21 protein-coding genes are annotated in these 25665 nt (G+C 66.0%); 13 read left to right on the top strand and 8 right to left on the bottom strand.

Annotated features, from left to right (window positions below; all coding sequences use genetic code 11):
• The first annotated feature begins 21 nt into the window (after positions 1-21).
• From EA796_RS06200 to EA796_RS06220, 5 genes are all read left to right on the top strand, one after another.
• The gene (locus EA796_RS06200) at positions 22-1158 is read left to right on the top strand and encodes a catalase family protein (protein ID WP_122107953.1); all 1137 of its coding nucleotides are present in this window, start codon (positions 22-24) and stop codon (positions 1156-1158) included.
• A gap of 250 nt (positions 1159-1408) precedes the next feature.
• Complete coding sequence (locus EA796_RS06205) at positions 1409-1678, top strand: hypothetical protein (protein ID WP_021443626.1); 270 nt, start codon at positions 1409-1411, stop codon at positions 1676-1678.
• Between the two features lie 126 nt (positions 1679-1804).
• Positions 1805-2824: a GlxA family transcriptional regulator gene (locus EA796_RS06210; protein ID WP_122107954.1), complete on the top strand. Its 1020-nt coding sequence runs from the start codon at positions 1805-1807 to the stop codon at positions 2822-2824.
• Entirely contained in the window at positions 2817-3056 is a 240-nt protein-coding gene (locus EA796_RS06215; RefSeq protein WP_122107955.1) for a DUF1272 domain-containing protein, read from the top strand. Before EA796_RS06210 ends, EA796_RS06215 begins: the two co-directional genes overlap by 8 nt.
• A 47-nt stretch (positions 3057-3103) precedes the next feature.
• Entirely contained in the window at positions 3104-4276 is a 1173-nt protein-coding gene (locus EA796_RS06220; RefSeq protein WP_256679180.1) for an MFS transporter, read from the top strand.
• A gap of 73 nt (positions 4277-4349) precedes the next feature.
• On the opposite strand, the gene nfuA is transcribed toward EA796_RS06220, so the two are convergent.
• Both nfuA and EA796_RS06230 read right to left on the bottom strand, forming a co-directional pair.
• Positions 4350-4934 carry a Fe-S biogenesis protein NfuA gene (gene nfuA, locus EA796_RS06225; RefSeq protein WP_021443630.1) on the bottom strand — a complete coding sequence of 195 codons (585 nt, stop codon included), beginning with the start codon at positions 4932-4934 and terminating at the stop codon, positions 4350-4352.
• Positions 4935-5081: 147 nt separating this feature from the next.
• Positions 5082-7358: a fatty acid cis/trans isomerase gene (locus tag EA796_RS06230; RefSeq protein WP_122107957.1), complete on the bottom strand. Its 2277-nt coding sequence runs from the start codon at positions 7356-7358 to the stop codon at positions 5082-5084.
• Positions 7359-7510: 152 nt separating this feature from the next.
• Here EA796_RS06230 and metH point away from each other — a divergent pair, with 152 nt between their 5' ends.
• Positions 7511-11221: a methionine synthase gene (gene metH / locus EA796_RS06235; RefSeq protein WP_122107958.1), complete on the top strand. Its 3711-nt coding sequence runs from the start codon at positions 7511-7513 to the stop codon at positions 11219-11221.
• A gap of 102 nt (positions 11222-11323) precedes the next feature.
• On the opposite strand, the gene EA796_RS06240 is transcribed toward metH, so the two are convergent.
• Positions 11324-11614 (bottom strand): DUF1883 domain-containing protein, encoded by a 291-nt coding sequence (locus EA796_RS06240; protein ID WP_122107959.1) that lies wholly within the window; start codon positions 11612-11614, stop codon positions 11324-11326.
• A gap of 178 nt (positions 11615-11792) precedes the next feature.
• On the opposite strand from EA796_RS06240, the gene EA796_RS06245 reads away from it, so the two are divergent.
• The 3 genes from EA796_RS06245 to EA796_RS06255 all read left to right on the top strand — a co-directional run bounded on the left by EA796_RS06245 (position 11793) and on the right by EA796_RS06255 (position 14580).
• Entirely contained in the window at positions 11793-12395 is a 603-nt protein-coding gene (locus EA796_RS06245) for a hypothetical protein (RefSeq protein ID WP_122107960.1), read from the top strand.
• A 115-nt stretch (positions 12396-12510) separates the two neighbouring features.
• Entirely contained in the window at positions 12511-13536 is a 1026-nt protein-coding gene (locus EA796_RS06250; RefSeq protein WP_122107961.1) for a DUF5924 family protein, read from the top strand.
• Between the two features lie 15 nt (positions 13537-13551).
• A complete protein-coding gene (locus EA796_RS06255; RefSeq protein WP_122107962.1) occupies positions 13552-14580 on the top strand; it encodes an RNA methyltransferase in 1029 nt (342 codons plus the stop codon).
• Between the two features lie 61 nt (positions 14581-14641).
• On the opposite strand, the gene EA796_RS06260 is transcribed toward EA796_RS06255, so the two are convergent.
• From EA796_RS06260 to EA796_RS06270, 3 genes are all read right to left on the bottom strand, one after another.
• Positions 14642-16048 (bottom strand): FAD-binding oxidoreductase, encoded by a 1407-nt coding sequence (locus tag EA796_RS06260; protein WP_122107963.1) that lies wholly within the window; start codon positions 16046-16048, stop codon positions 14642-14644.
• Positions 16049-16145: 97 nt separating this feature from the next.
• Positions 16146-16997: a nuclear transport factor 2 family protein gene (locus EA796_RS06265; RefSeq protein ID WP_122107964.1), complete on the bottom strand. Its 852-nt coding sequence runs from the start codon at positions 16995-16997 to the stop codon at positions 16146-16148.
• An 87-nt stretch (positions 16998-17084) separates the two neighbouring features.
• A complete protein-coding gene (locus tag EA796_RS06270) occupies positions 17085-20246 on the bottom strand; it encodes a DUF1631 family protein (protein WP_256679174.1) in 3162 nt (1053 codons plus the stop codon).
• A 266-nt stretch (positions 20247-20512) separates the two neighbouring features.
• On the opposite strand from EA796_RS06270, the gene EA796_RS06275 reads away from it, so the two are divergent.
• Entirely contained in the window at positions 20513-20740 is a 228-nt protein-coding gene (locus EA796_RS06275) for a DUF2970 domain-containing protein (protein WP_021443925.1), read from the top strand.
• On the opposite strand, the gene EA796_RS06280 is transcribed toward EA796_RS06275, so the two are convergent.
• On the bottom strand, positions 20741-21775 hold the full coding sequence (locus EA796_RS06280) for an ABC transporter substrate-binding protein (protein WP_178082538.1): 1035 nt from the start codon (positions 21773-21775) through the stop codon (positions 20741-20743).
• A gap of 471 nt (positions 21776-22246) precedes the next feature.
• On the opposite strand from EA796_RS06280, the gene EA796_RS06285 reads away from it, so the two are divergent.
• Together EA796_RS06285 and EA796_RS06290 are read left to right on the top strand one after the other, a co-directional pair.
• The gene (locus EA796_RS06285) at positions 22247-23905 is read left to right on the top strand and encodes a nitrite/sulfite reductase (protein ID WP_021443928.1); all 1659 of its coding nucleotides are present in this window, start codon (positions 22247-22249) and stop codon (positions 23903-23905) included.
• Entirely contained in the window at positions 23889-24386 is a 498-nt protein-coding gene (locus EA796_RS06290; protein WP_021443929.1) for a DUF934 domain-containing protein, read from the top strand. The genes EA796_RS06285 and EA796_RS06290 overlap by 17 nt, the downstream gene beginning before the upstream one ends.
• A 135-nt stretch (positions 24387-24521) precedes the next feature.
• Here the strand turns inward: EA796_RS06290 and EA796_RS06295 are convergent, their stop codons facing one another.
• Positions 24522-25106 (bottom strand): TetR/AcrR family transcriptional regulator, encoded by a 585-nt coding sequence (locus tag EA796_RS06295; RefSeq protein WP_122107966.1) that lies wholly within the window; start codon positions 25104-25106, stop codon positions 24522-24524.
• A gap of 104 nt (positions 25107-25210) precedes the next feature.
• Here EA796_RS06295 and EA796_RS06300 point away from each other — a divergent pair, with 104 nt between their 5' ends.
• Positions 25211-25648 (top strand): hotdog fold domain-containing protein, encoded by a 438-nt coding sequence (locus tag EA796_RS06300; RefSeq protein ID WP_021443931.1) that lies wholly within the window; start codon positions 25211-25213, stop codon positions 25646-25648.
• Positions 25649-25665: the final 17 nt, after the last annotated feature.

Consider the following 25665-nt stretch of genomic DNA (forward strand, 5'->3'; position numbering starts at 1 on the left):
CCGACTGAAGGAAGACATCCGATGCTCGAAACGCTCTGGCTGTGGTTCTGCCGTCTGTTCGGCCGGCTGCTGGCCCTGCTGCTCATCCTCGCCGGCCTCGCCTGGGCGCTGGGTGAACTCTATTACGCCTGGAAGTTCTCCGGCCCGGTCTCCAGCGAAGAACAGATTCCGCCGGACGAAGCGACGCTGACCCGACTGATCATCGAAGACGCCGTGCGCATCGTCGAACAGCACCGCGACAACACCCGTGTGCTGCGCGATGCCCACGCCAAGGCACATGGCTGCGTCAAGGCCGAAGTGCAGGTGCTGGACGATCTGGACGAGAGCTTGCGTCATGGCGTATTCAGCGAGCCGGGGCACACTTGGCAAGCCTGGATGCGCCTGTCCAACGGCAACGCCTACCCGCAGTTCGACCGCGCCCGCGATGCCCGCGGCATGGCCATCAAGCTGCTTGAGGTACCAGGCGAGAAGCTGATGAAAAGCCCTGCGCATGCCGGCGAACAGGACTTCGTGATGTTCAACCATCCGGTGTTCTTCGTGCGCGATGTGGCCGAATACCGCAGCAACTTCGCCGCCCAGGCCGACGGCAAGAAGGTGCTGGCCTTCCTGCCCAGCTGGGATCCGCGCAGCTGGGAAATCCGCCATCTGATCATCGCCCTGAGAACCCTGGCGCCGGCGCCGGAAAGCCCGGTGGCGACCACCTACAACTCCATCGCGCCGTTCAAGCTCGGCCCGCACAACATCAAGTACCGGGTGGTGCCGGCGCCACAGCACTGTCCACCCTACCAACTGCCGGAGCAGAACAGCGCCCTGCCCAACTTCCTGCGCAACGCGCTGTACCAGCAACTGTCGCTGGATCGCGCGCCGGCCTGCTTCGAACTGCAGGTGCAAAGGCAGAATCCGCAGTACTACATGCCCATCGAAGACACCAGCGTCGAGTGGGACGAAAAGATCGCGCCGTTCGAAAGCGTGGCACGTGTCAGCGTGCCGGCCCAGGACTTCGATAGTCGCGAACAGAATCTGTTCTGCGACAATTTGTCCTTCAATCCCTGGCATGCCCTGCCGGAACATCGGCCGATTGGCGGTATCAACCGTTTGCGCCAGGCGGTATATGAGGCGGTGAGCGCTTATCGCCATCAACGCAATGCTGCGCCCTGAGCCACAGGGCGCGCGGTTCCAGGCCTGCAGCCGGTAGAGCGAAACAGGAAAAAGGAACTTTCGCGGCAGAAAGTTGTAAAGGGCGCGACGTTGAAACTTCTTTACCGGACACTTTTGCCAACTGCGTTAAAACTTTTTTCGGTACCGTGTGACTTATAGGTCGACTGCGTTCATCAACAGCTTTGACAGGCCAACTCAATAAACCGCTGGCCGCCATTATTGCTGGGATCAACTCGGAGAAACCGACCCCATGAACACCCCGCTGCGTTTTAACGAAGCCCTGCTGATTGCCGATCGCGCCTTCCGCCCGTTCCAGTGCGTGGCCTGGGCCCAGCAGGACGGCACCGGCGTCGTCAGCATCAGCGTCATCGACCGCACCAGCACCCGCCTGCTCGGTCGCACCCAGCTGTCCAGCGCCACCTACAGCGACCCGCAACAACTGGCCGATGCCCTGCAGCGCTCCCGCGAGGAACTGCGTCGCCAAGGCTTCGACCTGGCGCCCTGGAGCATGCCGGAGTAAGCCCGTTCGGGGCGCCGCCCGGCGCCCCCTGAGTTTTGCTACCCCTTGGCAATATCTGTGGGCTTATTGTCCTTGTTGCCATGATCCTGCCGGCGCAGACTGCCTCCAATTCCCAAGGAGGCCCTCATGGACGCGCTCAGAACCATCGCCTGCCTGATCTACCCCGACGTCATGAGCCTGGACGTCAGCGGGCCGTTGCAGGTATTCGCCTCGGCCAACGTCGAACGCCAGCGCCAGGGCCTGCCACCCTGCTACCGCATTCGCCTGCTGGCCGACGAGGCCGGCCCGGTGAACACCTCCGCCGGTTTCCAGCTGGTGGCCGACGGCAGCTGGCGCCAGCTCGGCGGCGCAACCCTGGATACCCTGCTGGTTCCCGGCGGTCTGGGCGAAAGCCGGCAATGCGCCAATGCGCCGCTGCTGGCCTGGCTGCGCGAGAACGAGCCGCGCGTGCGCCGGCTCGGTTCGGTTTGCTCCGGCGCACTGATCCTCGCCGCCGCCGGACTGCTCGACGGGCGCCGCGCCACCACCCACTGGGCCGACGTGGAGACCCTGCGTCAGGGATATCCAGAGGTGGAGGTGCTGGGCGACTGCCTGCACACCTATGACCCGCACGACCTGGGCGGTGCCGCGCACCTCTTCACCTCCGCCGGGGTCACCGCCGGTATCGACCTGGCCCTGGCGCTGGTGGAGGCCGATCTGGGGCGGGCCATGGCCCTGGCGGTCGCTCGCCGCCTGGTGATGTTCCTGCGCCGGCCCGGAGGACAAGCACAGTTCAGCGCCCTGCTCAGCCCGGAGCCAAGCCGCGTGCCGCGCCTGGCGACCCTGCTCGAATGGATCCCCGCCCACCTCGGCGACGACCTGTCGCTCGAGGCGCTCGCCGCCCAGGCACGCATGACCCCGCGCACCCTGTCGCGGGTGTTCAGCCAGGAACTGGGCATGGGGCCGGGCCGCTACGTCGAGCGCGTCCGCCTGGAGGCCGCACGCAACCTGCTGCAGGACGCTCAGGCCTCGATCGCCACGGTGGCGCGCCTGACCGGCTTCGGTCACGCCGAGAACCTGCGGCGCAGCTTTCACAAACACCTGGCCGTCAGCCCGCAGGACTACCTGCAGCGCTTCGGCCAGCGCCAGGAGAACGTCCATGCTTGAACTGCGCCCCAACTGCGAATGCTGTGACCGCGACCTGCCGGCCGACAGCCTGGACGCACTGATCTGCTCCTTCGAGTGCACCTTCTGCAGTGCCTGCAATGAGCGGGTTCTGCACGGCAGCTGCCCGAACTGTGGCGGCGAACTGGTCAGGCGACCGATCCGTCCAGCCGAAAATCTGGAGCGTTTCCCGGCCTCCTGTCAGCGGGTGCTCAAGTCCGCCGACTGCGACTAGAAGCAAGATACCTCGAGACCCTAGTCGTTATCTGGAGCCAGCTGATGCTGCTGATACGTAACCCTTCGATCCGCATACTGTTTGCCGGCCAGGCACTGTATTGGTCCTGCTCGATGATCGGGATCACCCTGACCGCGCTGGTGGGGCTGCAACTGGCCCCCTTGAATGCCCTGGCGACCCTGCCACTGGGCTTGTGGATGCTGGGCAACTTGTTCGCCGTACAACCCTTGTCGCTGTTTATGCAGCGCCATGGTCGTCGCCCCGGCTTGCTGCTCGGCGCCGGTGCCGGCGTGGTGGGCGGTTTGCTCAGTGCACTGGGCGTCTGGCTGGCCGATTTCGCCCTGTTCTGCCTGGGTGCACTGCCCATTGGCGTCTATCAAGCGTCGGCGATGTACTACCGCTTTGCCGCGTTGGAAGCCGCCGAAGAGGCGCACAAGGGCCGCGCCAGTGCCTATGTGATTGGCGGCGGCGTACTGGCGGCCGTGCTGGTACCGAGTATGACGCTGTGGGCGCGCTCCGCCCTGAGCACGCCTTTTGTCGGCGCCTACCTGCTGATCGCGATACTGGCAGCGCTCGCTGCGTTACTGATGATGAAGCTACCGGAGGGCACTGCACCGCGCCGGGCCAAGGCTGGCCTCGGTGAGCTGAGACTGCTGCTGCGCCGCCCGGTGGTACGCGCGGCGATCGCCACCACGGCGATTGGCAATGGGCTGATGGTCTTGGTGATGAATGCCACGCCCTTGGCCATGAACCTTTGCGGATTTGGCCTGGCCAGCAGCGCCCAGGTGATTCAATGGCACATGCTCGGCATGTTCCTCCCGGCCTTTCTGGCGGGCCCCTTAGTGGATCGCCTCGGCAGCCGGCGGGTAGCCGTGCTGGGCGGGGTGATACTGCTGGCAAGTGCCGCCATAGCCTTGGCCGGCCTGCAGCAGTTACACTTTCTGCTCAGCTCGCTGCTGCTCGGGCTGGGCTGGAACCTGATGCTGGTCGCCGGCACCACCCTGCTGGCCGAAGGCCACAGCGACACGGAACGTGGCCAGGCCCAAGGCTTGATGGAATTGCTCAACGGCCTGATGGCGGCCTGTGCCGCGTTCACCGCCGGCGCGCTGATCAGCGGCCTTGGCTGGGACGCGATCAACCTGATTATCCTGCCCCTGGTAGGCCTGGCCATGCTGATGTTGCTGCCGGCCAGGCGTGGCCTGCTGGAGGCCGCCGGCTAAGCCGATGCACCCAGCCAGGCAGCAAAAAGGCGACCCATGGGTCGCCTTTTCATTTGGCTCGCAACTGGGTGCCTCAGTAGTAGGCGTTTTCCCGGTTGCTGTGGTCGGTCACGTCGCGCACGCCCTTGAGTTCGGGAATGCGCTCGAGCAGGGTCTTCTCGATGCCTTCCTTGAGGGTGTAGTCGGCCTGACCGCAGCCCTGGCAGCCGCCGCCGAACTGCAGCACGGCGATGCCTTCGTCGACCACGTCGACCAGAGTCACCTGGCCGCCATGGCTGGCCAGGCCGGGGTTGATCTCGGTCTGCAGGTAATAGTTGATACGCTCGTTGAGCGGACTGTCCTCGTTGACCATCGGCACCTTGGCGTTCGGCGCCTTGATGGTCAGCTGGCCGCCCATGCGGTCGGTGGCGTAGTCGACCACGGCGTCTTCGAGGAAGGGCTCGCTGACCGCGTCGATCCAGGCGGTGAAGCTGGCCAGGCCGACGGCGGTGTCTTCAGGCTTCTGCTCACCCGGCTTGCAGTAGGCAATGCAGGTTTCCGCATAGGACGTGCCCGGCTGGGTGATGAACACGCGGATGCCGATGCCCGGCGTGTCCTGCTTGCTCAGCAACTCGGCCAGGTAGTCTTCGGCGGCTTGGGTAATGGTGATGGCGCTCATGGCAACTCCTCGCAAACATGGGCGCAGTGTACGCCAGTGCGTTGCGCGGTTAAAGCCCAAGCAAATTAGTAGGAATTAATTGCAGCTATGGCGACCGCCGGGATTGGTTGGTCGCCATAGGTGGGTGCCGAGCTGACGAAGCCCAAGCTACAGGTTCTGGTAGCGGTTCATGTCCAGCACGCCGGCCTCCAGCGGCTGGGTCTCGCGGATATGCTCGGCCAGGTCGTGGAAATAGCGCCAGAACTCGGGGTGGCTGCGGCGAATGCCCCAGCGTTCGACGATGCGCTCGAAGGCCTTGGCATCGGCGGCGCGCTCCATCTGCGCGACGAACGCGTCCATCTCCTCGGCCTTGAGGCTGAACAGGAAGTTCGGGTAGCTGCTCAGCACTTCCGGGTAGATGGTCAGGCTGTCCAGGCGCGGCTGGTAGCGCAGCTCTTCGCCGAGCATGAAGGCCACGTTGCTGTGCGCACGGTTGCGCAGCAGGCTGTAGACCTCGCGCGAGCCGTCGCTCAGCTCGACCCGCAACAGGGTCGCCTCCGGCAGTTGCTCGATCACCCGCAGGCCGCCGGCCGGGCGACTGGCCAGGCGCGCCAGCGCCTGCTCGGCGTGCTGCAGCTCCGCCGCCAGCCCCTCACGGTAGCAGCGTGCGCCGGTGCAGCGGTTGATCGGGTCGGGCCGGGCATTGAGCTTGGCCAGGCGCTGCAGCAGTTGCTCGGCGAACTGGCGCTTGGGATCGCCGCCGTCCAGCGCCAGCGCGCTGGGCGTGCGGTGGTCGACCGCGGTGTAATCCAGCCACATCTTCAGCTTGCCGCTGTTCTGGTACCAGTCGTCCAGGTAACCCTTGCGCGCCTGGGCCGGCAGCAGGCGGAGGAAGTTGACCTCGGCGCCGTTGCGGATCAGATCGAAGTACAGGCGGGTCTGCGCCTGGTGCGAGACGTTGCCGAACACGTCGAAATTGACCACCAACTGGTAGTAGGTGCGCTCCAGCAGCGGGTAGTCCATCCACCAGAGGGTCTGCGGGATCTCGCCGAGTAGCCCCTTGCGCACCGAGGCGCTGTCGTGCTGACGGAAGATCGACAGCAGCGCGTTGTCGTTACCGCTCCAGATATGCGCCCAGTCGGCCGGCGGCGCGTCGGCGTAGGCGTCCTTGCGCAGGTTTTCGTAGTGGTTGCGCTTGTCCCGATAATTGCGCCACAGCCCGGGCAGGTCGCCGATCTCGTCGAACTGCCCGGGCATCGCCAGCAGCGGCGTGGCCTGGGCACGATAGTCGGCATCGGTGATATAGAGGTCGTGCTGCGGGTCCTGGAACAGTGTCCAGAAATTGTCGCGGATCACGTCGGTGGCGATCTGTCCGCGGCACACCGGGCCGCGAATAAAGGTACGCACGAAGTACTCGGCGTTATCCAGCATGAACTGGTAGCGCGCCCGCGGCGGGATCGCGGCGAAGGTCTCGAAGGGGTTGGCGCGGCGCTGCGCGCCGTAGCCGGGCACCGCGTCCAGCGGCCAGTCCTCGGCGAAGAACAGTTCCTTGACCCGCGCCAGCTTGGCGCTGCTCAGCGGATAGGTGATGTGGGTCTTGTGCACGATGACGCCCTGGATCGGCCACAGGCGATAGTGGAACGCGGTGCCCGGGTCGTCGTTGGGGCGGCGCGTGGCAATCGGATCGATGGCCTGGCCGCTGGGCGTGCGCGAGCGCACCAGCTGGAAGAAATGCCCCGGCTCGCCGCCGTCGACATGCAGATGGGCGAGAAACAGGTGCTCGTAGAGCCAGCGCGACACCAGGTTCTGCCGCGCGCCGGGGGCGTTGAGGAAGGCCTCCCACTCGGCGATCTGCCGACGCTCGGTGGCGTTGGGGTACAGGGCCTGCTCGGTCACCGGCGCGCCCTGCTCCAGCCATTGCTGCAGGGTGGCGTACTCGGCGTCGCTCAGGCCGGCGACGGCGAAGGGCATGCCGCCGTGAGCATTTTTCTTGGCATAGGCGGCGAACTCGCCGGGCAGCGGGCAGCTGTTGCTGCGGTTGATGGAGATGTCCAGGGCCTCCGGCAGCTTGGCGCCCGCTTCCAGCGGTTGGCTGCGCCCCAGTTCCAGCATGCGTTTGAGCAATGCGGCCTGGCCGTTCCCGTCGCCGAGCACCGAGTGGAAATCGCGCTGGCGCCAGGCGGCCTCGCCCTGGGTATCCAGGTACAGGCGCGAAGTGGCTTGCGCCTTGGCCCGCGTGCCGTCGTACACCGGCTGCTTGCTGGCGCCGCGCATCAGCCCTTCGCCGCTGCCCAGGTTGAGTTGGCAGGGCGCGTCGTAACAGGCGTGGCAGGCCACGCACTTGTGGGTGAGGATGGGCTGGACGTCGTTCGCGTAGGAAATCGGCTCGGCCCGCGCCAGACCGGCTGCGAAGGAAAGAACAAACAGGGCAGCGGGCTTGAGCATGGCAACTTCCTTGATGACGATAACGGCGATTCTAGCCAGATGTCGCCGCCTACAACATGAGCGCAATTCATGCAAAAGGCGCAGGCACTCCAGAACCCTGCAGCTTTGCTATCATCGCGCACCTTTGTTCCCGCTTTGCTCAGGTAGTTCCCATGTCCGATCGCAGCGCCCGCCTCCACGCCCTCCAGCAAGCCCTGAAGGAGCGCATCCTGATCCTCGACGGCGGCATGGGCACCATGATCCAGAGCTACAAGCTGGACGAGGCCGACTATCGCGGCGAGCGCTTCGCCGACTGGCCGAGCGACGTCAAGGGCAACAATGACCTGCTGCTGCTGTCGCGCCCGGACGTGATCCAGGCCATCGAGAAGGCCTACCTGGATGCCGGCGCCGACATCCTGGAAACCAATACCTTCAACGCCACCCAGGTGTCCCAGGCCGACTACGGCATGGAGGCGCTGGTCTACGAGCTGAACGTCGAAGGCGCGCGCCTGGCCCGCGAAGTGGCCGATGCCAAGACCCTGGAAACCCCGGACAGGCCGCGCTTCGTCGCCGGCGTCCTCGGCCCGACCAGCCGCACCTGCTCGATCTCCCCCGACGTCAACGATCCCGGCTACCGCAACGTCAGTTTCGACGAGCTGGTGGAGAACTACACCGAGGCCACCCGCGGCCTGATCGAGGGCGGCGCCGACCTGATCCTGATCGAGACCATCTTCGACACCCTCAACGCCAAGGCGGCCATCTTCGCCGTGCAGGGCGTGTTCGAGGAACTCGGCATCGAGCTGCCGATCATGATTTCCGGCACCATTACCGACGCTTCCGGCCGCACCCTGTCCGGCCAGACCACCGAGGCCTTCTGGAACTCGGTGGCGCACGCCAAGCCGATTTCCGTGGGCCTGAACTGCGCCCTCGGCGCCGCCGACCTGCGTCCCTACCTGGAAGAGCTGTCGAACAAGGCCGGCACCCATGTCTCGGCTCACCCCAACGCCGGCCTGCCAAACGCCTTCGGCGAGTACGACGAGACCCCGGCGGAAATGGCCGCGGTGGTCGAGGAGTTCGCCGCCAGCGGCTTCCTCAACATCATCGGCGGCTGCTGCGGCACCACTCCGGCGCATATCCAGGCCATCGCCGAGGCCGTGGCCAAGTACCCGCCGCGGGCGATCCCGGAGATTCCGCGCGCCTGCCGCCTGTCGGGCCTGGAGCCCTTCACCATCGACCGCAATTCGCTGTTCGTGAACGTCGGCGAGCGCACCAATATCACCGGCTCGGCCAAGTTCGCCCGGCTGATCCGCGAGGAAAACTACACCGAAGCGCTGGAAGTGGCGCTGCAGCAGGTGGAAGCCGGCGCCCAGGTGATCGACATCAACATGGACGAGGGCATGCTCGACTCCAAGGCGGCGATGGTGAAGTTCCTCAACCTGATCGCCGGCGAGCCGGACATCTCGCGCGTGCCGATCATGATCGACTCCTCCAAGTGGGAGGTGATCGAGGCCGGCCTGAAGTGCATCCAGGGCAAGGGCATCGTCAACTCCATCTCGATGAAGGAAGGCGTCGAGCAGTTCAAGCACCACGCCAAGCTGTGCAAGCGCTACGGCGCCGCCGTGGTGGTGATGGCCTTCGACGAGGTCGGCCAGGCCGACACCGCCGCGCGCAAGAAGGAAATCTGCAAGCGGTCCTACGACATCCTGGTCAACGAAGTGGACTTCCCGCCGGAAGACATCATCTTCGACCCGAACATCTTCGCCGTGGCCACCGGTATCGAGGAGCACAACAACTACGCGGTCGACTTTATCGAGGCCTGCGCCTATATCCGCGATGAGCTGCCCTATGCGCTGAGTTCCGGCGGCGTGTCCAACGTGTCGTTCTCCTTCCGTGGCAACAACCCGGTGCGCGAGGCGATCCACTCGGTGTTCCTCTACTACGCGATCCAGAACGGCCTGACCATGGGCATCGTCAACGCCGGCCAGCTGGAAATCTACGACGAGATCCCCAAGGAGCTGCGCGACGCGGTCGAGGACGTGGTGCTCAACCGCCACGACGGCGCCACCGAGGCGCTGCTGGCCATCGCCGACAAGTACAAGGGCGACGGCGCCGCCAAGGAAGTGGAAAACGAGGAATGGCGCTCGCTGCCGGTGAACAAGCGCCTGGAACACGCGCTGGTCAAGGGCATCACCGCCTTTATCGTCGAGGACACCGAAGAGTGCCGCCAGCAGTGCGCGCGCCCCATCGAGGTGATCGAGGGGCCGCTGATGAGCGGCATGAACCTGGTCGGCGACCTGTTCGGCTCGGGCAAGATGTTCCTGCCCCAGGTGGTCAAGTCCGCGCGGGTGATGAAGCAGGCGGTGGCGCACCTGATCCCCTTTATCGAAGCCGAGAAAGGCGACAAACCCGAGGCCAAGGGCAAGATCCTCATGGCCACGGTCAAGGGCGACGTGCACGACATCGGCAAGAACATCGTCGGCGTCGTTCTGGGCTGTAATGGCTACGATATCGTCGATCTGGGCGTGATGGTGCCGGCGGAGAAGATCCTGCAGGTGGCCAAGGACGAGAAGTGCGACATCATCGGCCTGTCCGGCCTGATCACCCCGTCGCTCGACGAGATGGTCCACGTGGCCAAGGAGATGCAGCGCCAGGGCTTCACCCTGCCGCTGATGATCGGCGGCGCCACCACCTCCAAGGCGCACACCGCGGTGAAGATCGACCCGCAGTACAGCAACGACGCGGTGGTCTACGTCACCGACGCCTCGCGCGCCGTCGGCGTGGCCACCCAGCTGCTGTCCAAGGAGCTCAAGGCCGACTTCGTGCAGAAAACCCGCGAGGAATACGTGGTGGTGCGCGAGCGCACCTCGGCGCGCGCCTCGCGCACCGAGCGCCTGAGCTATGCCGACGCCATCGCCAACAAACCGCAGTTCGACTGGGCCGGCTACAACGCGCCCAAGCCGAGCTTCATCGGCGCGCAGGTGCTGGAGGATATCGACCTGGCCACCCTGGCCGAGTACATCGACTGGACGCCCTTCTTCATCTCCTGGGACCTGGCCGGCAAGTACCCGCGCATCCTCACCGACGAAGTGGTCGGCGAAGCCGCCAGCGCGCTGTTCGCCGACGCCCAGGCTATGCTGAAGAAGCTGATCGACGAGAAGCTGATCAAGGCCCGCGCGGTGTTCGGCTTCTGGCCGGCCAACCAGGTGGCGCACGACGATATCGAACTGCGCGACGCCCAGGGCAAGCCCATCGCCCTGCTCCACCACCTGCGCCAGCAGAGCATCAAGGCGGACGGCAAGCCGAACCTGTCACTGGCCGACTTCGTCGCGCCGAAGGAGAGCGGCAAGACCGACTATGTCGGCGGCTTTATCACCACCGCCGGCATCGGCGCCGAGGAAGTGGCCAAGGCCTACGAGGCCAAGGGCGACGACTACAACTCGATCATGGTCAAGGCCCTGGCCGACCGCCTGGCCGAGGCCTGCGCCGAGTGGCTGCACGAACGTGTGCGCAAGGAGTACTGGGGCTATGCCGCCGACGAGCAGCTGGCCAACGAAGACCTGATCAAGGAGCAGTACAAGGGCATCCGCCCCGCTCCCGGCTACCCGGCCTGCCCGGACCATACCGAGAAGGCCACGCTGTTCAAGCTGCTCGACCCCGAGGCCGGCTACAACCAGGCCGGGCGCAGCGGCGTGTTCCTCACCGAGCACTACGCCATGTTCCCGGCTGCCGCGGTGTCCGGCTGGTACTTCGCCCACCCCGAGGCGCAGTACTTCGCCGTCGGCAAGGTGGACCAGGACCAGGTCGAGAGCTACAGCAAGCGCAAAGGCCAGGACATCGCCGTCAGCGAGCGCTGGCTGATGCCGAATCTGGGCTACGACGGCTGACGCGGGCTCGCGTTGCGTAGGGTGGGCAACGCTCTGTTTGCCCACCGCTGCCTGGCCAATCGAAAACGCCTTGCGCGCTTTCCGGACTATGCCCGAGCGCCGTCAGACCCTGCTGCGTACGATCTTGATCGAGTACTCCATCTGCGGCTTGCGCGTCACGCTGACGGCACGGCGGCTCACGGTATCCAGGGTGATGTTCCAGAAACCGCTGCTCGGCACGCGGATCTTCGCCGGGAACTTGATAAAGGCGCCGCCGTGGTAGCTGTGCCGGCCACGGTTCTTGAAGGCGCGGAAGTTGGCGTCGTTCATCAGTCGGATATTGCAGGGCTGCGAACACTCGATGACCACCAGGTCGCCCTCGTTCAGCTGTTCGCGTTGATGGATGAATTTCATGCGTGCTTCCGGTTGGATCGGGGGCGCGACGATAGCACGAGCGCGCGCCGCGGGCAGCGCCGAGACGACGGGGCGCGCCTGCCCAAGCGCTGCTAGGCTGATTTCAGCCGCCGCGCCGGAGCCGCGCGGCAAGCACCTTCGGCAAACGCAGCACGTCGCCTCTCGCAGGAGCCCGCCCATGAAGATATCCAGCTTCCTTGCCCCCGTTCTCGTCGCCAGCCTGCTACACGGCGGTTATAGCCAGGCCGAGGAGCAGCTCGGCGGCGAGCATGACCGCAGCGAATCCTTCGAACCGGGCAAGCCCGGCGGCGCGGTGCTCGAAACCGAGGAGGTACACGCCAAGGTCAGTGCCATCGATACCGCCACGCGCAGCTTTACCCTCACCGACGAGCAGGGGCACAGCCGCACCCTGCAGGCACCGCCGGAGATGCGCAACTTCGAGCAGCTCAGGGTCGGCGACCAGGTGCGCGCGATGATCGGCCTGGAACGCATCGTCCAGCTGCGCGAGCCGGGCGATACCAGCGAAGACGGCGCCGCCGGCATCCTGGCTACCGCACCGGAGGGGGGCAAGCCGGGCCTGCTGATGGCCGAGACGCTGGAAATCACCGCGGTGATCAAGGCCATGGACAGCACCCAGCGTACCGCCACGTTGCAGTTCGCCGACGGCAGCCAGCGTACCGTCAAGGTGCGCCCCGACGTCGAGATGAAACCCGAGTACCTGGGCCGCGAGCTGGTGCTGCGCATGACCTCGGCGGTGGCCGTCAGCGTCGAGGCGCAGTGATAGCCGACGGCTGAATCGGCAGGCAAGGCCGTAGCGCGGCGCAGTCACGGCCCGGGCTGGACACCCTGGGGAGCGGGCCCTAGCATGCGCGGCCACGCCGTCGTACAGCGCCGCCATGAAAATCCTGCTAGACCGCATCCCCACCCTGCTCGCCTGGGTCCGCCGCTACCCCGGCCTGGTTGCCGCCTTCGGCTTCTGCTCGGGGTTGGCCAGCTTCCTGCTGGTCGAGCGCCAGGCCAATCTGGCCAAGGTGCTCGGCGTGGTGCTGCTGGCCAGCTGGTTGTGGCTGATGCTGGAAAACCTGCTGCGCGAGCACATCGCCCGGCGTTTCGGCTTCGAGCTGCCGATCCCGCTGCTGCGCTATGCGACGCAGATGATCCACCAGGAAAGCCTGTTCTTCGTCCTGCCGTTCTTCTTCATCACCACCACCTGGAACAGCGGCCAGTTGCTGTTCAGCGGCCTGCTCGCCGTCGCCGCGCTGATATCCATTACCGACCCGCTCTACTACCGCTGGCTGGCGGGCCGGCGCTGGCTGTTGCTGATGTTCCACAGCCTGGCCCTGTTCGCGGTGATGCTGACCGCGCTGCCGATCATCTTCCACCTCAGCACCCCGCAGAGCTACCGCGTCGCCCTGGTCCTGACCACGCTACTGACGCTGCCGAGCCTGCCCGGGCTGATCGGCTTCGTCGGCTGGCGCCGCGTCGTGGCCCTGGCCGCACTGCCGCTGATCCTCGGCGCAGGCGGCTGGCTGGCACGCACCTGGGTGCCGCCGGCCACGCTCTGGCTGAACGAGGTGGCGGTGACCGCCGAGTTCGACGGCGCGCAGCGCTCGCCGGGGCGCTCGATCGAACGCATCAGCCCGGCCCAGCTGAGCGCCGGCGGGCTCTACGCCTACACCGCGATCAACGCCCCGCGCGGGCTGAACGAACGCATCTACCACGTCTGGCGCCACGACGGCCGCGAGATCGACCGCATCGCCCTGGATATCCGGGGCGGGCGCAAGGAGGGCTACCGCGCCTGGAGCCACAAGCAGAACTTCCCCGCCGAGGCCCAGGGCCGCTGGCAGGTGCAGGTGCTTACCGAGGCCGGCCAGCTGATCGGCGTGCTGCGCTTCGACGTGGCCGACGCCCCCGGCACCTGATAGCATCCGCGCCCCATGCAGCTCGCCGACCTGACTCAACGCCTCGCCGCCCTTGGCGCCAAACCCCAGCACATCGGGCGGATCACCCGTGCCTGGCTGCAGGGCAAGGCGCTGGACACCGGCACCAAGCACCAGAAGACCGAGAACTTCCTGCCGCTGTCCGTACGCCAGGGCCTGCCGGCGCTTGCCGCCGACCTCGATAAGCTGGCCCGGCTACGCTCCGAGCACCCCGGCGCCGACGGCTCGGCACGCCTGCTGGTGGAGCTGGCCGACCAGCAGATGGTGGAAAGCGTGCTGCTGCCGCGCGATGGCCTGTGTATCTCCAGCCAAGTCGGCTGCGCGGTCGGCTGCGTGTTCTGCATGACCGGCAAGAGCGGCCTGCTGCGCCAGCTCAGCAGCGCCGAGATGGTCGCCCAGGTTGTCCTCGGCCGGCGCTTTCGCCCGGTGAAGAAGGTGGTGTTCATGGGCATGGGCGAGCCGGCGCACAACCTCGACAACGTGCTCGAGGCCATCGACCTGCTCGGCACCGAGGGCGGCATCGGCCACAAGAACCTAGTGTTCTCCACGGTGGGCGACCCGCGGGTGTTCGAGCGTCTGCCGCAGCAACGCGTGCGCCCTGCCCTGGCGCTGTCGCTGCACACCACCGACGCCGAGCTGCGCCAGCGCCTGCTGCCCAAGGCGCCGCGCATCGATCCCGAGCAGTTGATGGAACTGGGCGAGGCCTACGCCCGCTGCATCGACTACCCGATCCAGTACCAGTGGACCCTGCTCAAGGGCATCAACGACAGCCAGGAGGAAATGGACAACATCCTGCGCCTGTTCAAGGGCAAGTTCGCCGTGCTCAACCTGATTCCCTACAACAGCCTGGAAGCCGACGACTACCAGCGCCCGGACGGCGAGCGCATCGTGCAGATGGTGCGCTACTTGCACAGCCGCGGCGTGCTGACCAAGGTGCGCAACTCGGCCGGCCAGGATATCGACGGCGGCTGCGGCCAGCTGCGCGCCCGCGCCAGCGAGCTGATCCCGCTGCGCCGGGTTCGCTGACCCCGCCCGCAGGGTGTCGCCGGGCCGCCTAGGCCGCGTGCACCAGCAATCGAAGCCCTCCTCAACTCATCAGACGTTCCATGCGCTCAGCTACGGCCTGCGCCAGACGCCGGCGCCAGGCCGGGCTGTGCGGATTGGCCAGCACCCGATCCTCGTGGACGAAGCTGCGGATGATGGCGTTATAGCCGAGCCAGCGGCACGGCTCAGGCTCCCAACGGCGCAGGCGGGAAATCGGGCTGTCGGGTAGCACCCAGGGCTGGCGCAGCAGTTCGCTGTCGCGACCGAGGATGAGGTCGGCCAGGGTGCGCCCGCCCAGGTTGCTGGCGCCGACGCCCTCGCCGCCGTAGCCGCCGGCCAGGGCGATGCGCTGCTTCAGGTCGCGCAGCATATGCGGCTGGAAGCGCCGCGCCATGCCCAGGTTGCCGCCCCAGGCGTGGCTCAGCCGCACGCCGCGCAACTGCGGGAACAGCTCGCCCATCAAATAGCGGCGTAGGCCCAGTTCGTCATCGCTGAGGTTGAAGTCGCGGCGCAGGCGGCCGCTGAAGCGATACCCGCCGCGCGCGCCGAACACCAGGCGGTCGTCGCGACTGCGCTGGCCATAGGTGACCTGGCGACTGAACTCGCTGAAGGCCTGGCCACGCTGCAAGCCAATGTCGGCCCAGACCTCCGCCGGCAGCGGCTCGGTGGCAATGATCAGGCTCTGCACCGGCAACTGATGCCGGCCCAGCGGCGGCAAGCCGGCGGCGTATCCCTCGATGGCCGGCACCACCCAGTCGGCACGCACGCTGCCTTGCGCGGTGCGCACCAGACCGGGCTGCCAGTCGATCACCGCACTGCGTTCGTAGAGCTGGACGCCGAGCGCCTCGACGCAGCGTGCCAGGCCGCGCACCAGCTTGGCCGGATCGATGGTGGCGCAGTGCGGGCTGTACAGCGCGCCGTAGGCGTTGGCCAGGCGCAGTTGCTCGGCCAGCTCGCTCGGCGCCAGCCAGCGGTAGTCGTCCTCGCCCAGGCCGAGCGCGCGCAGGCCGTCGAGGTACTCGCGCAGGCGTACTTCCTGCTCGGGATAGCGCGCCGCGCAGTAGAGCACCCCGCCCTGGCGCAGGTCGCAGTCGATACCCTCGCGGGCCACCACCTGCGCCACCTCGTCGGGAATGCCATGCAGCAGATCGAAGGAAGCTTTGCGCTCGGCGGCAGGCAGGCCCGCCAGCAGGCGATCCTCGCCGAGCAGGTTACCCATCAACCAGCCGCCGTTGCGCCCGGAGGCGCCGAAGCCGGCGGTCTCGGCCTCCACTATCGCCACGCGCAGCTGCGGCGCCTGGCGCTTGAGGTAATAGGCGGTCCACAGCCCGGTATAGCCGGCGCCGATGATCGCCACGTCCGCCTGCAGATCGGCCTGCAGGCGGGGTCGCGCCTGCAGCGGATCGTCGATTCGATCCATCCACAGACTGATATTGCGCCAGGGATTCATGCACGCCTCCGTCATCGATCGATGCCCCAAGGCTAGCGGCACGGCTCAGTAGCTGTCTTGCGTGCGGACCCGCGCGGAAATCTGCTAGAGAGCACGCCTAGAATCTGCTGCGCGTCGGCCCTGCTGCGTTAAAAACGGGCTCTAGCTCGCCAGATCCTGGATGGGTTCTAAGATAGGCCTTCGGCGACAGCCCGGTATGCCGCTTGAAGCAGCTGTAGAAGGCCGACAGCGAGTTGAAACCGGCGGCGAAGGCCAGCTCGTCGATGCGCTTGAGGTCGCTGCCCGCCTCCAGACCGGCGAGCAGGTGCTGCAGCCGGGCGCGACTGACGTAGCGGTAGAAGCTCTCGCCGAGCACCTGGTTGAGCAGATGGGAGATCTGGTTGCGGCTGTAGCCGGTGGCCGCCGCCACCTGCTGCAGGTTCAGCTCGGGATCGAGAAAGGCTTTGCTGCGCTGGAAATAGTCCTGCAGATCCTGCGCCAGCTGGCCGAGCTGACGGGGCGACAGACCCAGCCGGCTGATCGCTGGGCGCGCACCGACCGGCTGGTCGGCAGGGTTCGCCTCGCGCACCAGGGTGGCGTACTCGTTGATGCGCCAGATCAGCCCGTCGCGCACGGTGATCGCCTCGCCGGTGCGGAACGACACCAATCCCGCACCGCCCTGCAGGCTGGTGCGGTACTGGATGAAGGCGGTGTGGCCATCGATGCGGATGCGGTCGAGATGCTCCAGCACCTCGCCGGGGTGGCGCGGCAGGTTGCTTTCAACATAGCCGCGCAGCTCGGCCAGGCGCATGCAGCGCTGCTGGTAGAAGTCGTTGTACTCCACGTCCGGGTGGTACAGCGCCAGCACCGCCTCCAGGTCGCGCTGCTTCCAGCTCAGGTGATAGCGCAGGACAGTCTCGCGGGTGCGCGCGGTCTGCGCGGCGTCGTCGGGGAAATTATCGTCGAACATGGCGGGCATCGTTTCAGGGGCGCCGTGCAGCTTGCCCGATTCGCCCCTGCCAGCCTAGAGGGCGATTCCAGGGGCCCCTCGCGCGGGTCACGGCGCCTTCATCTCGAGCCAGTCTTCCAGGCGCACCGGCTTGTGCACGGCGAAGCCCTGCACGTAATCCACGCCCATTTCCAACAGGCGTGCGCGAATGGTGGGGGTTTCGACATACTCGGCGATGGTCTGACGCCCCAGGGCATGAGCGATTTCGTTGATCGAGCGAACCATGGCCAAGTCGCTGGGCGAGCGCTCGATCTCCTTGACGAAGCTGCCGTCGATCTTTACGTAGTCCACCGGCAGGCGCTTGAGGTACTCGTAGGAGGAGAAACCAACGCCGAAATCGTCGATGGAGAAGCTGCAACCTGCGCTCTGCAAATGGCGCACCAGATCGGCGGTCTTGGCCAGATTGGCCACCGCCGTGGTCTCCGTTAACTCGAAACAGATGCGCCGCGGATCCACTGCATAGCGTTCGAACAGGCTCTCGATGAACCCCAGCAGCTTGTCGTCGCTCAGACTGCTGCCGGACAGGTTGATGGACATGCCGCTGCAGCGCTCCCACAACTGCGGATGACGTTCCAGTTCGCTGAAGATGCGCCGCAGCACCCAGCGATCCACCTTGCTCATGCGGTGGTAGCGTTCGGCGGCGGCGATGAAATCTTGCAGCAGCAATTCGTTCTGCATCACCAACAGCAACTCGAAATGCGGTAACTCGTTGGCGTCTTCGGCGGTCGGTGCGATCTGCTGGACGCGCAGCGCCAGCTCCTCGCGCTCGACTATGTCGTCGACCCGCGCGGCAATGGCCTGCAGCCCGGTGCGCACCTCGTCGTCAGCCACGCTGAAGCGGTGCACGCGATTGCGTCCGGCCTCCTTGGCGCTGTTGCAGGCGGTCTGCAGGTCGCAGAACAGGTTGGCCACATCATGGCGCTCGGCTGCCTCGACCACGCCGATGCTGAGGGTGATACCGTGACGGTGATCGGCCCAGACGAATCCGCTGCTCTCCGCCTCCAAGCGAACCTGTTCGGCCAGCGCCATGGCCTCGGCCTCGCCGCAATCGGGCAGCACCGCGGCGAAATCCACCCCACCGATACGCGCCACGCAACTGGCAGCGGCGAGCCGATGGCGCAGCTGACCGGCCACCTGGCGCAGGCAGGCATCGCCGGCCACCGGCCCGGCGAGGTTGTTGAGCAGGCTGAACTGGTCGATATGCACCATGATGAAGGAAGGCCGCGCCCCTTCGGCCAGACTCTGCGCCACCAGGCCCTCGAAAATCCTTCGGTTGTACAATCCGGTCAGCTCGTCGTGGCTGCGAGCATGGGCCACCTCCCGATACAGCCGCCCGACCATGTCCTGCATGCTCTGCTGGACCAGGCTCTGCGGTTCGCTGGCAACGTCGCCGATCAGTAGCGAACCCTCGGCCAGCCGGCCCGCCAGTTCGGCGGCGTGAAAACTGCCGATCTCGCGCCCCTGGGCATTGGCCAGCACATAGTGATCCAGGTCACGGTTGTCCCAAACCAGTTGCAGCGGCTGGCCGTCGCGGTCGTGCAACCAGTCGCCCTCCTGCAAGGCTTCGAGCCGCTCGTACCATCGCTGCAGCGCCTCGGGAATCGGCGGCGGCGGCAACGGCAGCGGCGGCGTTGCGACGAAGTGCACCGGCTCCTCGCCGAGCAATTCGGCGCGCAAGCGCGCGAGCACCGCTCCCTGCTGGTAGAAGCCGGGACTGAACTCCTCCATGCGCCGGCGCAGTATCTGTAGCTGATGGTCCACGTCATAGACCCGCGCCACCTGGTCACCGTGGCTGCCGCTCTGCCCCTGCAGCTGCAACTGCCTGCAAAGCATGCTGGTCAGCGACAGGTCCAGCCGCCAGTGGTAGTTGTCCCTACCCAGGCGGATCAGGCCGTGGACCAGCAACTCGCGCCAGCCAACCGCGAGCCAGTCGAGAAAGGACTGCGCCACCCGCTCACCGTTCATCCGTGCCAACGCGGCAGCCACCTCGCGCTGGGCCAGCTCCAGGGTGTCGCGCCCCTTGTGCAGCTGTTTGAGTCGCTCGACGTTTTGCCGACAGGCGCGCTGCTGCAGTTTGAGCAGCTCGTCCAGTTCACTATCGCAGGCGGCGAAGGCGTCGTTGTCGCCCTGGTAGTCGTTGAGGATGCGGTCGATCAGCTCCTGCAGGCGCTGTTCCAGTGCCTTGTTCGGCAGCTCGCTGTTATGGGCCAGGTGCAGCAGGCGATCCAGGGTCGCGCGTACCGGATGGGCGCTGTCGGAGATGGCTGCCGGCTCCCTGAGGGTGGCCTGCAACACCGGCAGCAGCAACTGCTCCACCGCAGGCCGGATGGTCGGAACCAGCTGTTCGCCCTGGACTATGTACTGAAACAGTTCGCTGACCAGATGGGTGTCTTCGCGCTGTCGCGCACTCAAGTGGCAAGTCTGCTGTTCGAACTGCTCGAGCAGGACCTGGGCACTCCAGCCACCGGGCGGCGCCTCGAGCCGACGCAGGTAGCCCAGCACTTCCTCGGGCACCAGTGAACTGCCCTGTTCCCGGGCCTGGGGCTCGCCCGGCGACTCCGGCGCGCACTGGCGCAGTTGGCCTATGGCCTGATAGGTTGCGCTATCCGAGGGGGCGGGTGCCGGCCCCTGGCGCCCACGCACCAGCACCTCGGGCTCCGGCAGAGGCTCGACCTGATGGCTCTGGAAGGCGTCAAGCAAGGCCTGCAGATAGGGTTTGAGCAGCACGGGCAGGACTCGCCCGGCCTCGCCGAGATACAGCGCCCGTACTGCCGCCGGCTGATGACGCAACTGCAGGTTGGTCTGCAACTCGCGCAGCAGAAATTCGAAGGCCAGCGGATGATCGGCATCGGCCACGTGGTGGCCGAGCAGGCGGTTGTAGCAACCGCAGGCGCGCCACTCCAGCGCACCCAGGGTGTCGCGTAGTACCCGCACCAAACGCCGGGCCAGGAGCATGTCCTCGACCTCGGCATCGTCGACCAGACGCCATTCACCACGATCGTCGAACACCGCCGGTTGAGCGCCGGCCATCCGCTGGATGCCTTGACCGATGGTCTGGCAGGTGGAACGCAGCACGCGCTCGCCCTGGCCGTGGCAGAAGCGCAGGAATTCGTCGCAGGCCTGCGCCTCGCGATTGGAGAAGGCGCGCATACGCTGCTCGATCAGGGCATGCTCCAGGCCCTTGAGCAATTCACGCAGGATAACCGGCAAACGGCCCCGCACCTGGGCGATAAGTGCATCGCGAAGTGGTACGGGTAGCAAACTGGACATCCGTGTTGCGCTCCTACCAAACAGCATTCTGGCATGACTATAGCCGGTCTTGCCGCCGCGAGAACTCCCGCCATCAGAATCATGCCACCAAATAGCCATCCTTATGCATAGGGTGCACGCCGCCGGCAATGAGCAGAAACGCACGTCCTGACCAGGACCTCGGTCTGCAGCTCGACTAGGCTAATTGATATAAGAGGGGATTGAACATGAACGAACCGGACAAACCACCGCCGCCACCGCCACTGACGTTCTGGGAAATGCTGCAGAGCGTGCTGGCCGCCGCCTTCGGGGTGCAGAGCGGGAAGAATCGCAGCCGCGACTTCAGCCGCGGTAAACCCAGCCACTTCATCCTCCTCGGGCTGCTGTTCACCGGGCTGTTCGTGCTGGTGCTGCTGGCCCTGGTGAAACTGGTGCTGCACCTGGCGGTCGGCTGATCAGTGCAGCAGGCTGTCGATGGAGCAGGCGTAACGGCTCATCTGCGGCTGGTGAGTGGCACTGAACTGGCGGAAGTCCAGGTCGAGGTCGCCCTGTTCGAGGCGCCGCATCAGGCGCCCGGCAGCTTCGTCATCGACCAGGCGCAGCAGGCTGGCCACCTGATCCTTGCCGCCGCGCGCGGCGAAATCCAGCCCCTTGGCGTGGTCGTGGAGCATCACCAGGGCACAGGCGCCGAGCAGGAAATGTCCGCTGGCCAACACCTCGATGCGCCCGTCGACGCGCGCCTGCAGCACCCGCGCGGAATTGTTCAACGCCGCGTAGCGCAGCTGCCTCCCCTGCTCGGCGGCCGCCTGCATCACGCCGAAGGCCATCTCGTCGTTGGCCGACCACACCAGGCTCAGCTGCGGGTAGCGCGGCAACAGGGCCAGCGACTGCTCGTAGGCGCGCTGCTGGCGCCACTCGCCGTACAGCACCTGCTGCAGGCGGACATGCGGCGCCTCGGCCAGGGCTCGCTGCAGGCCGACGATGCGCAGGGTCGCCGAGGGCGTCTGCTTGATGCCGGTGAACGCCAGCATCTGCGCCGGCTCACCGCCGGCCAGGGCGATCAGCGCCCGCCCCATCAGATAACCGGCTTCCTCGTCGTTGGGCACCAGACTGCCCAGCCAGTGGCGATAGCGCTCGCGGCTGCCGCCGACCAGCGCCTGCTGCTCTGGCGTCAGGGTGCTGTGCAGGGCGAACAGACGCACCTGGGTGCCGTCGAACAGGCGCAGGATCTCCGGGCCGGTGAACTGCTCGTTGACGAAGATCAGGTAGTCGGGCAACTCGCCCCGCTCTAGGACCTCATGAGCGTTGCGCAGAATGCGTGCGGTATCGCGCTCGCCGTAGATCACCCGCAGGTCGATGCCCAGATCGCCAGCGGCGTCCTGCATATAGTGCGAATAATCGGCCCAGAACGGCTCGGCGGCATGGCCGGGGTTGAGAAACACCACGGAAAGCGGTCGCCCCTGCGCCTCGGCAACGCACCAGCCCAACATGGCCAACAGCCCCAGCACCCACCTGATCACGACGCCCCTCCCAATAACCGGGCGCAGTATAAGGGCATAAGCGCAAAAAGGCCGACCGCGGTGGCGGGTCGGCCTGTATGCCGGCGCGGGTGCTACTGACCGCTGACCCAGAACACCGCCGTGGCCACGGCAATCAGGATCAGGCTGAAGATGGCCCAGGCGTCGACGCGGCTGTCGGTTTTTTCCATTTCGCTATGGTCGTGCATGACTCCCCCTTGTTCTTGTGCTTATGGGTGACACGCCCTGCAGTTAAGACCAGCCCGAGCCAGGGCTCAAGCCCTCAGGTTATGTTCCGTCGCGCTCTTATTGCTCAAAGTTCTGTTTATATACTCAAACATCACTTTTACGCATAAAGCTGAGCTGGTATCGTGCCCCGGCTCCGTGGGGAGTGCGCGGCCGTGCGCGCTGATTGGCAGTAGTAGCCTGACAACAGGACCCTTCATGTACGTATATGACCAGTACGATCAGAAGATCGTCGAGGATCGCGTCAAGCAGTTCCGCGATCAAACCCGCCGCTACCTCTCCGGAGAGCTGAGCGGCGAGGAATTCCGCCCGCTGCGCCTGCAGAACGGTCTGTATATCCAGCGTTTCGCGCCCATGCTGCGCATCGCCGTGCCCTACGGCCTGATGTCCTCGGCACAGGTGCGCATGATGGCCAAGATCGCTCGCGACTACGACAAGGGTTACGCGCACATCAGCACCCGGCAGAACGTGCAGTTCAACTGGCCGGACCTGGAAGACGTGCCGGAGATTCTCGCCGAGCTGGCAACCGTGCAGATGCACGCGATCCAGACCAGCGGCAACTGCATCCGCAACACCACCACCGATCAGTTCGCCGGCGTGGCCAAGGACGAGATCGTCGATCCGCGCCCCTGGTGCGAGATCATCCGCCAGTGGTCGACCTTCCACCCCGAGTTCAGCCACCTGCCGCGCAAGTTCAAGATCGCCGTCAACGGCGCCGTCAGCGACCGCGCCGCCATCGAGGTGCATGACATCGGCCTGGAAGCGGTGAAGAACGCAGCCGGCGAGCTGGGCTTCCGCGTTTCCGTCGGCGGCGGCCTGGGCCGTACCCCGATCGTCGGCAGCTTCATCAACGAATTCCTGCCCTGGCAGCACCTGATCAGCTATCTCGACGCCATCCTGCGCGTGTACAACCGCTACGGCCGTCGCGACAACAAGTACAAGGCGCGCATCAAGATCCTGGTCAAGGCGCTGACCCCCGAGGTATTCGCCGAGCGGGTGAACGCCGAATGGGCGCACCTCAAGGATGGCCCGAGCACCCTGACCGACGCCGAAGTGGCGCGCGTTGCCGGCCACTTCGTCGACCCGGCCTATCAGGCCCTGAACGACGAAGACGCCCTGCTCGCCCAGCAGGACGCCGAGCACCCGGGCTTCGCCCGCTGGCGCCAGCGCAACACCTTCGCCCACAAGAAGCCCGGCTACGTCGCCGTGACCCTGTCGCTCAAGCCCACCGGCACCGCGCCGGGTGATGTCACCGACAAGCAGCTCGATGCCATCGCCGACCTGGCCGATCGCTACGCCTTCGGTGAAGTGCGCAACAGCCACAACCAGAACATCATCCTCGCCGACGTCGAACAGCGTCAGCTGCTGACCCTGTGGGGCGAGCTGCGCGAGCAAGGCTTCGCCACGCCGAACGTGGGCCTGCTGACCGACATCATCTGCTGCCCGGGTGGCGATTTCTGCTCGCTGGCCAACGCCAAGTCGATCCCGGTGGCCGAAGCCATTCAGCGTCGTTTCGACGACCTGGACTACCTGTTCGACATCGGCGACATCGACCTGAACATCTCCGGCTGCATGAATGCCTGCGGTCACCACCACGTCGGCCATATCGGCATCCTCGGCGTGGACAAGAAAGGCCAGGAGTTCTACCAGGTCTCGCTGGGTGGCAGCGCCGGTCGCGAAGCCAGCCTGGCGCAGATTCTCGGCCCGTCCTTCGCTCAGGACGACATGCCGGACGTGATCGACAAGATCATCAAGGTCTACGTCGAGCAACGCACCGAAGAAGAAAGCTTCCTCGATACCTACCGCCGCATCGGTATCGACCCGTTCAAGGAGCGCGTCTATGCAGCGAATCATTAAGAACGGCCAGGTGATCGACGAAACCTGGCACCTGCTGGCCAAGGACGTGACCCTCGACGCCATCCCCAACTGTGACGACATCATCGTTCCGCTGGCGCTGTGGCGCGAGCACGCCCATGCGCTGAAGGCCCGCGATGGCGGCCTGGGCGTGTGGCTGGAAGCCGGCGACGAAGTTGAGGAAATCGCCGACGATCTCGCGCATTTCCAGGTGATCGCCCTGGACTTCCCGGCCTTCACCGACGGTCGCCATTCCTCCAGCGCCTACCTGCTACGCACCCGCTACGGCTACACAGGCGAAGTGCGCGCGATCGGCGACGTGCTGCGCGACCAGCTGTTCGCCCTGCGCCGAGTCGGCTTCGATGCCTTCGCCCTGCGCGCGGACAAAGACCCGTACGACGCGCTCAAGGCCTTCGAAGACTACAGCGAGGTCTACCAGGCCTCGGCCGACCAGCCACAACCGCTGTTCCGCCGCCGCGCCTGATCGCCGCCGCTTGTACGCAAAAGCCCCGCTATTGGCGGGGCTTTTGCGTTGATGTGGCGCAGCTGCACTCGGCAATGCGCGACGGTGCACCCCGAATTACGGCCGGCCTACCAGCAAGATCCTGCTTCCCTACACCTAGGAACTCGCCCGCACCGACTCCCAGGCGATCTGCGCCAGGAGTTCGCGACAGGCCCCCAGCTCGCTCTGGCTGCGGCCGGCCAACCAGTTGCGAGCCAGATCCTGGCTCGGGCCGATCACCACCGCGGCGAAGCAGTCGTCGGCCATGGCCCTGAACACCCCCTGCTGGCGGTACTCGGCCAGTGCCGCGAGAATCCGCGCGAAGTGCAGGCGATTGGCCTCGCGCAGCGCCTCGCCCATTTCCCCTGCCTCGACCCGACCGCGACTGTGCAGGATGAAGCGCGCCCAGTCCGGATTGGCCACCACCCAATCGATATAGCTGGTCACCAGCAGCTTGACGCAGGCCTCGGCACTGCCTGCCTTGGCGAAGCCGTGCTCGAGCCGTTCGGCGTACTGCGCGGTGCCGGCCAGGTACAAGGCACCGATGATGCGCTCCTTGTTGCCGAAGTGGTGATACAGGCTGCCGATGCTGGCGCCGGAACGGTCGCGGATCATCTCGATGGTGGTGGCATCGACGCCCTGCTCGGTGAAACAGGCCAGCGCGGCCTGGAGAATCTCGTCTTTACGCGATGGACGGGCCATGCCACTCCCTGATGACTAGAATATTCTTCTAGAATTATTTTCTAACGCTCGTATACTGCCCCGGCGCGCGCTCATCTTCAATCGCAAACCCGCAGGAGACAGTCATGAGTCAGATGTTGCAGATGTTCCAGCAAGCCGGCCCGGCGCAGTTCAGCGCACTGATCGGCCAGGTCGCCCCCTACTTCGCCAGCATCGCCCCGCAGATGGTCGAGCTGCGCCCCGGCTATGCCGAGCTGACCTTCCCCAAGCGTCGCGAGGTGCTCAACCATATCGGCACGGTGCACGCCATCGCCCTGTGCAACGCCGCCGAGCTGGCCGCCGGCAGCATGACCGACGCCTCGATCCCGGCCGGCTGTCGCTGGATTCCCAAGGGCATGACGGTGGAGTACCTGGCCAAGGCCGACGGCGATATCCGCGCCGTGGCCGACGGCAGCGCGCTGGACTGGAGCCAGCTCGGCGACATCAAGGTGCCGGTGCTGGCCTATGTCGGCGACAAGCCGGTGTTTCGCGCGGAAATCACCATGTACGTCAGCCGGGCGTGAAACGCAGAGGCCCGTCG

This window comes from Pseudomonas sp. AOB-7 (assembly GCF_003696305.1).
GTDB lineage: Bacteria > Pseudomonadota > Gammaproteobacteria > Pseudomonadales > Pseudomonadaceae > Aquipseudomonas.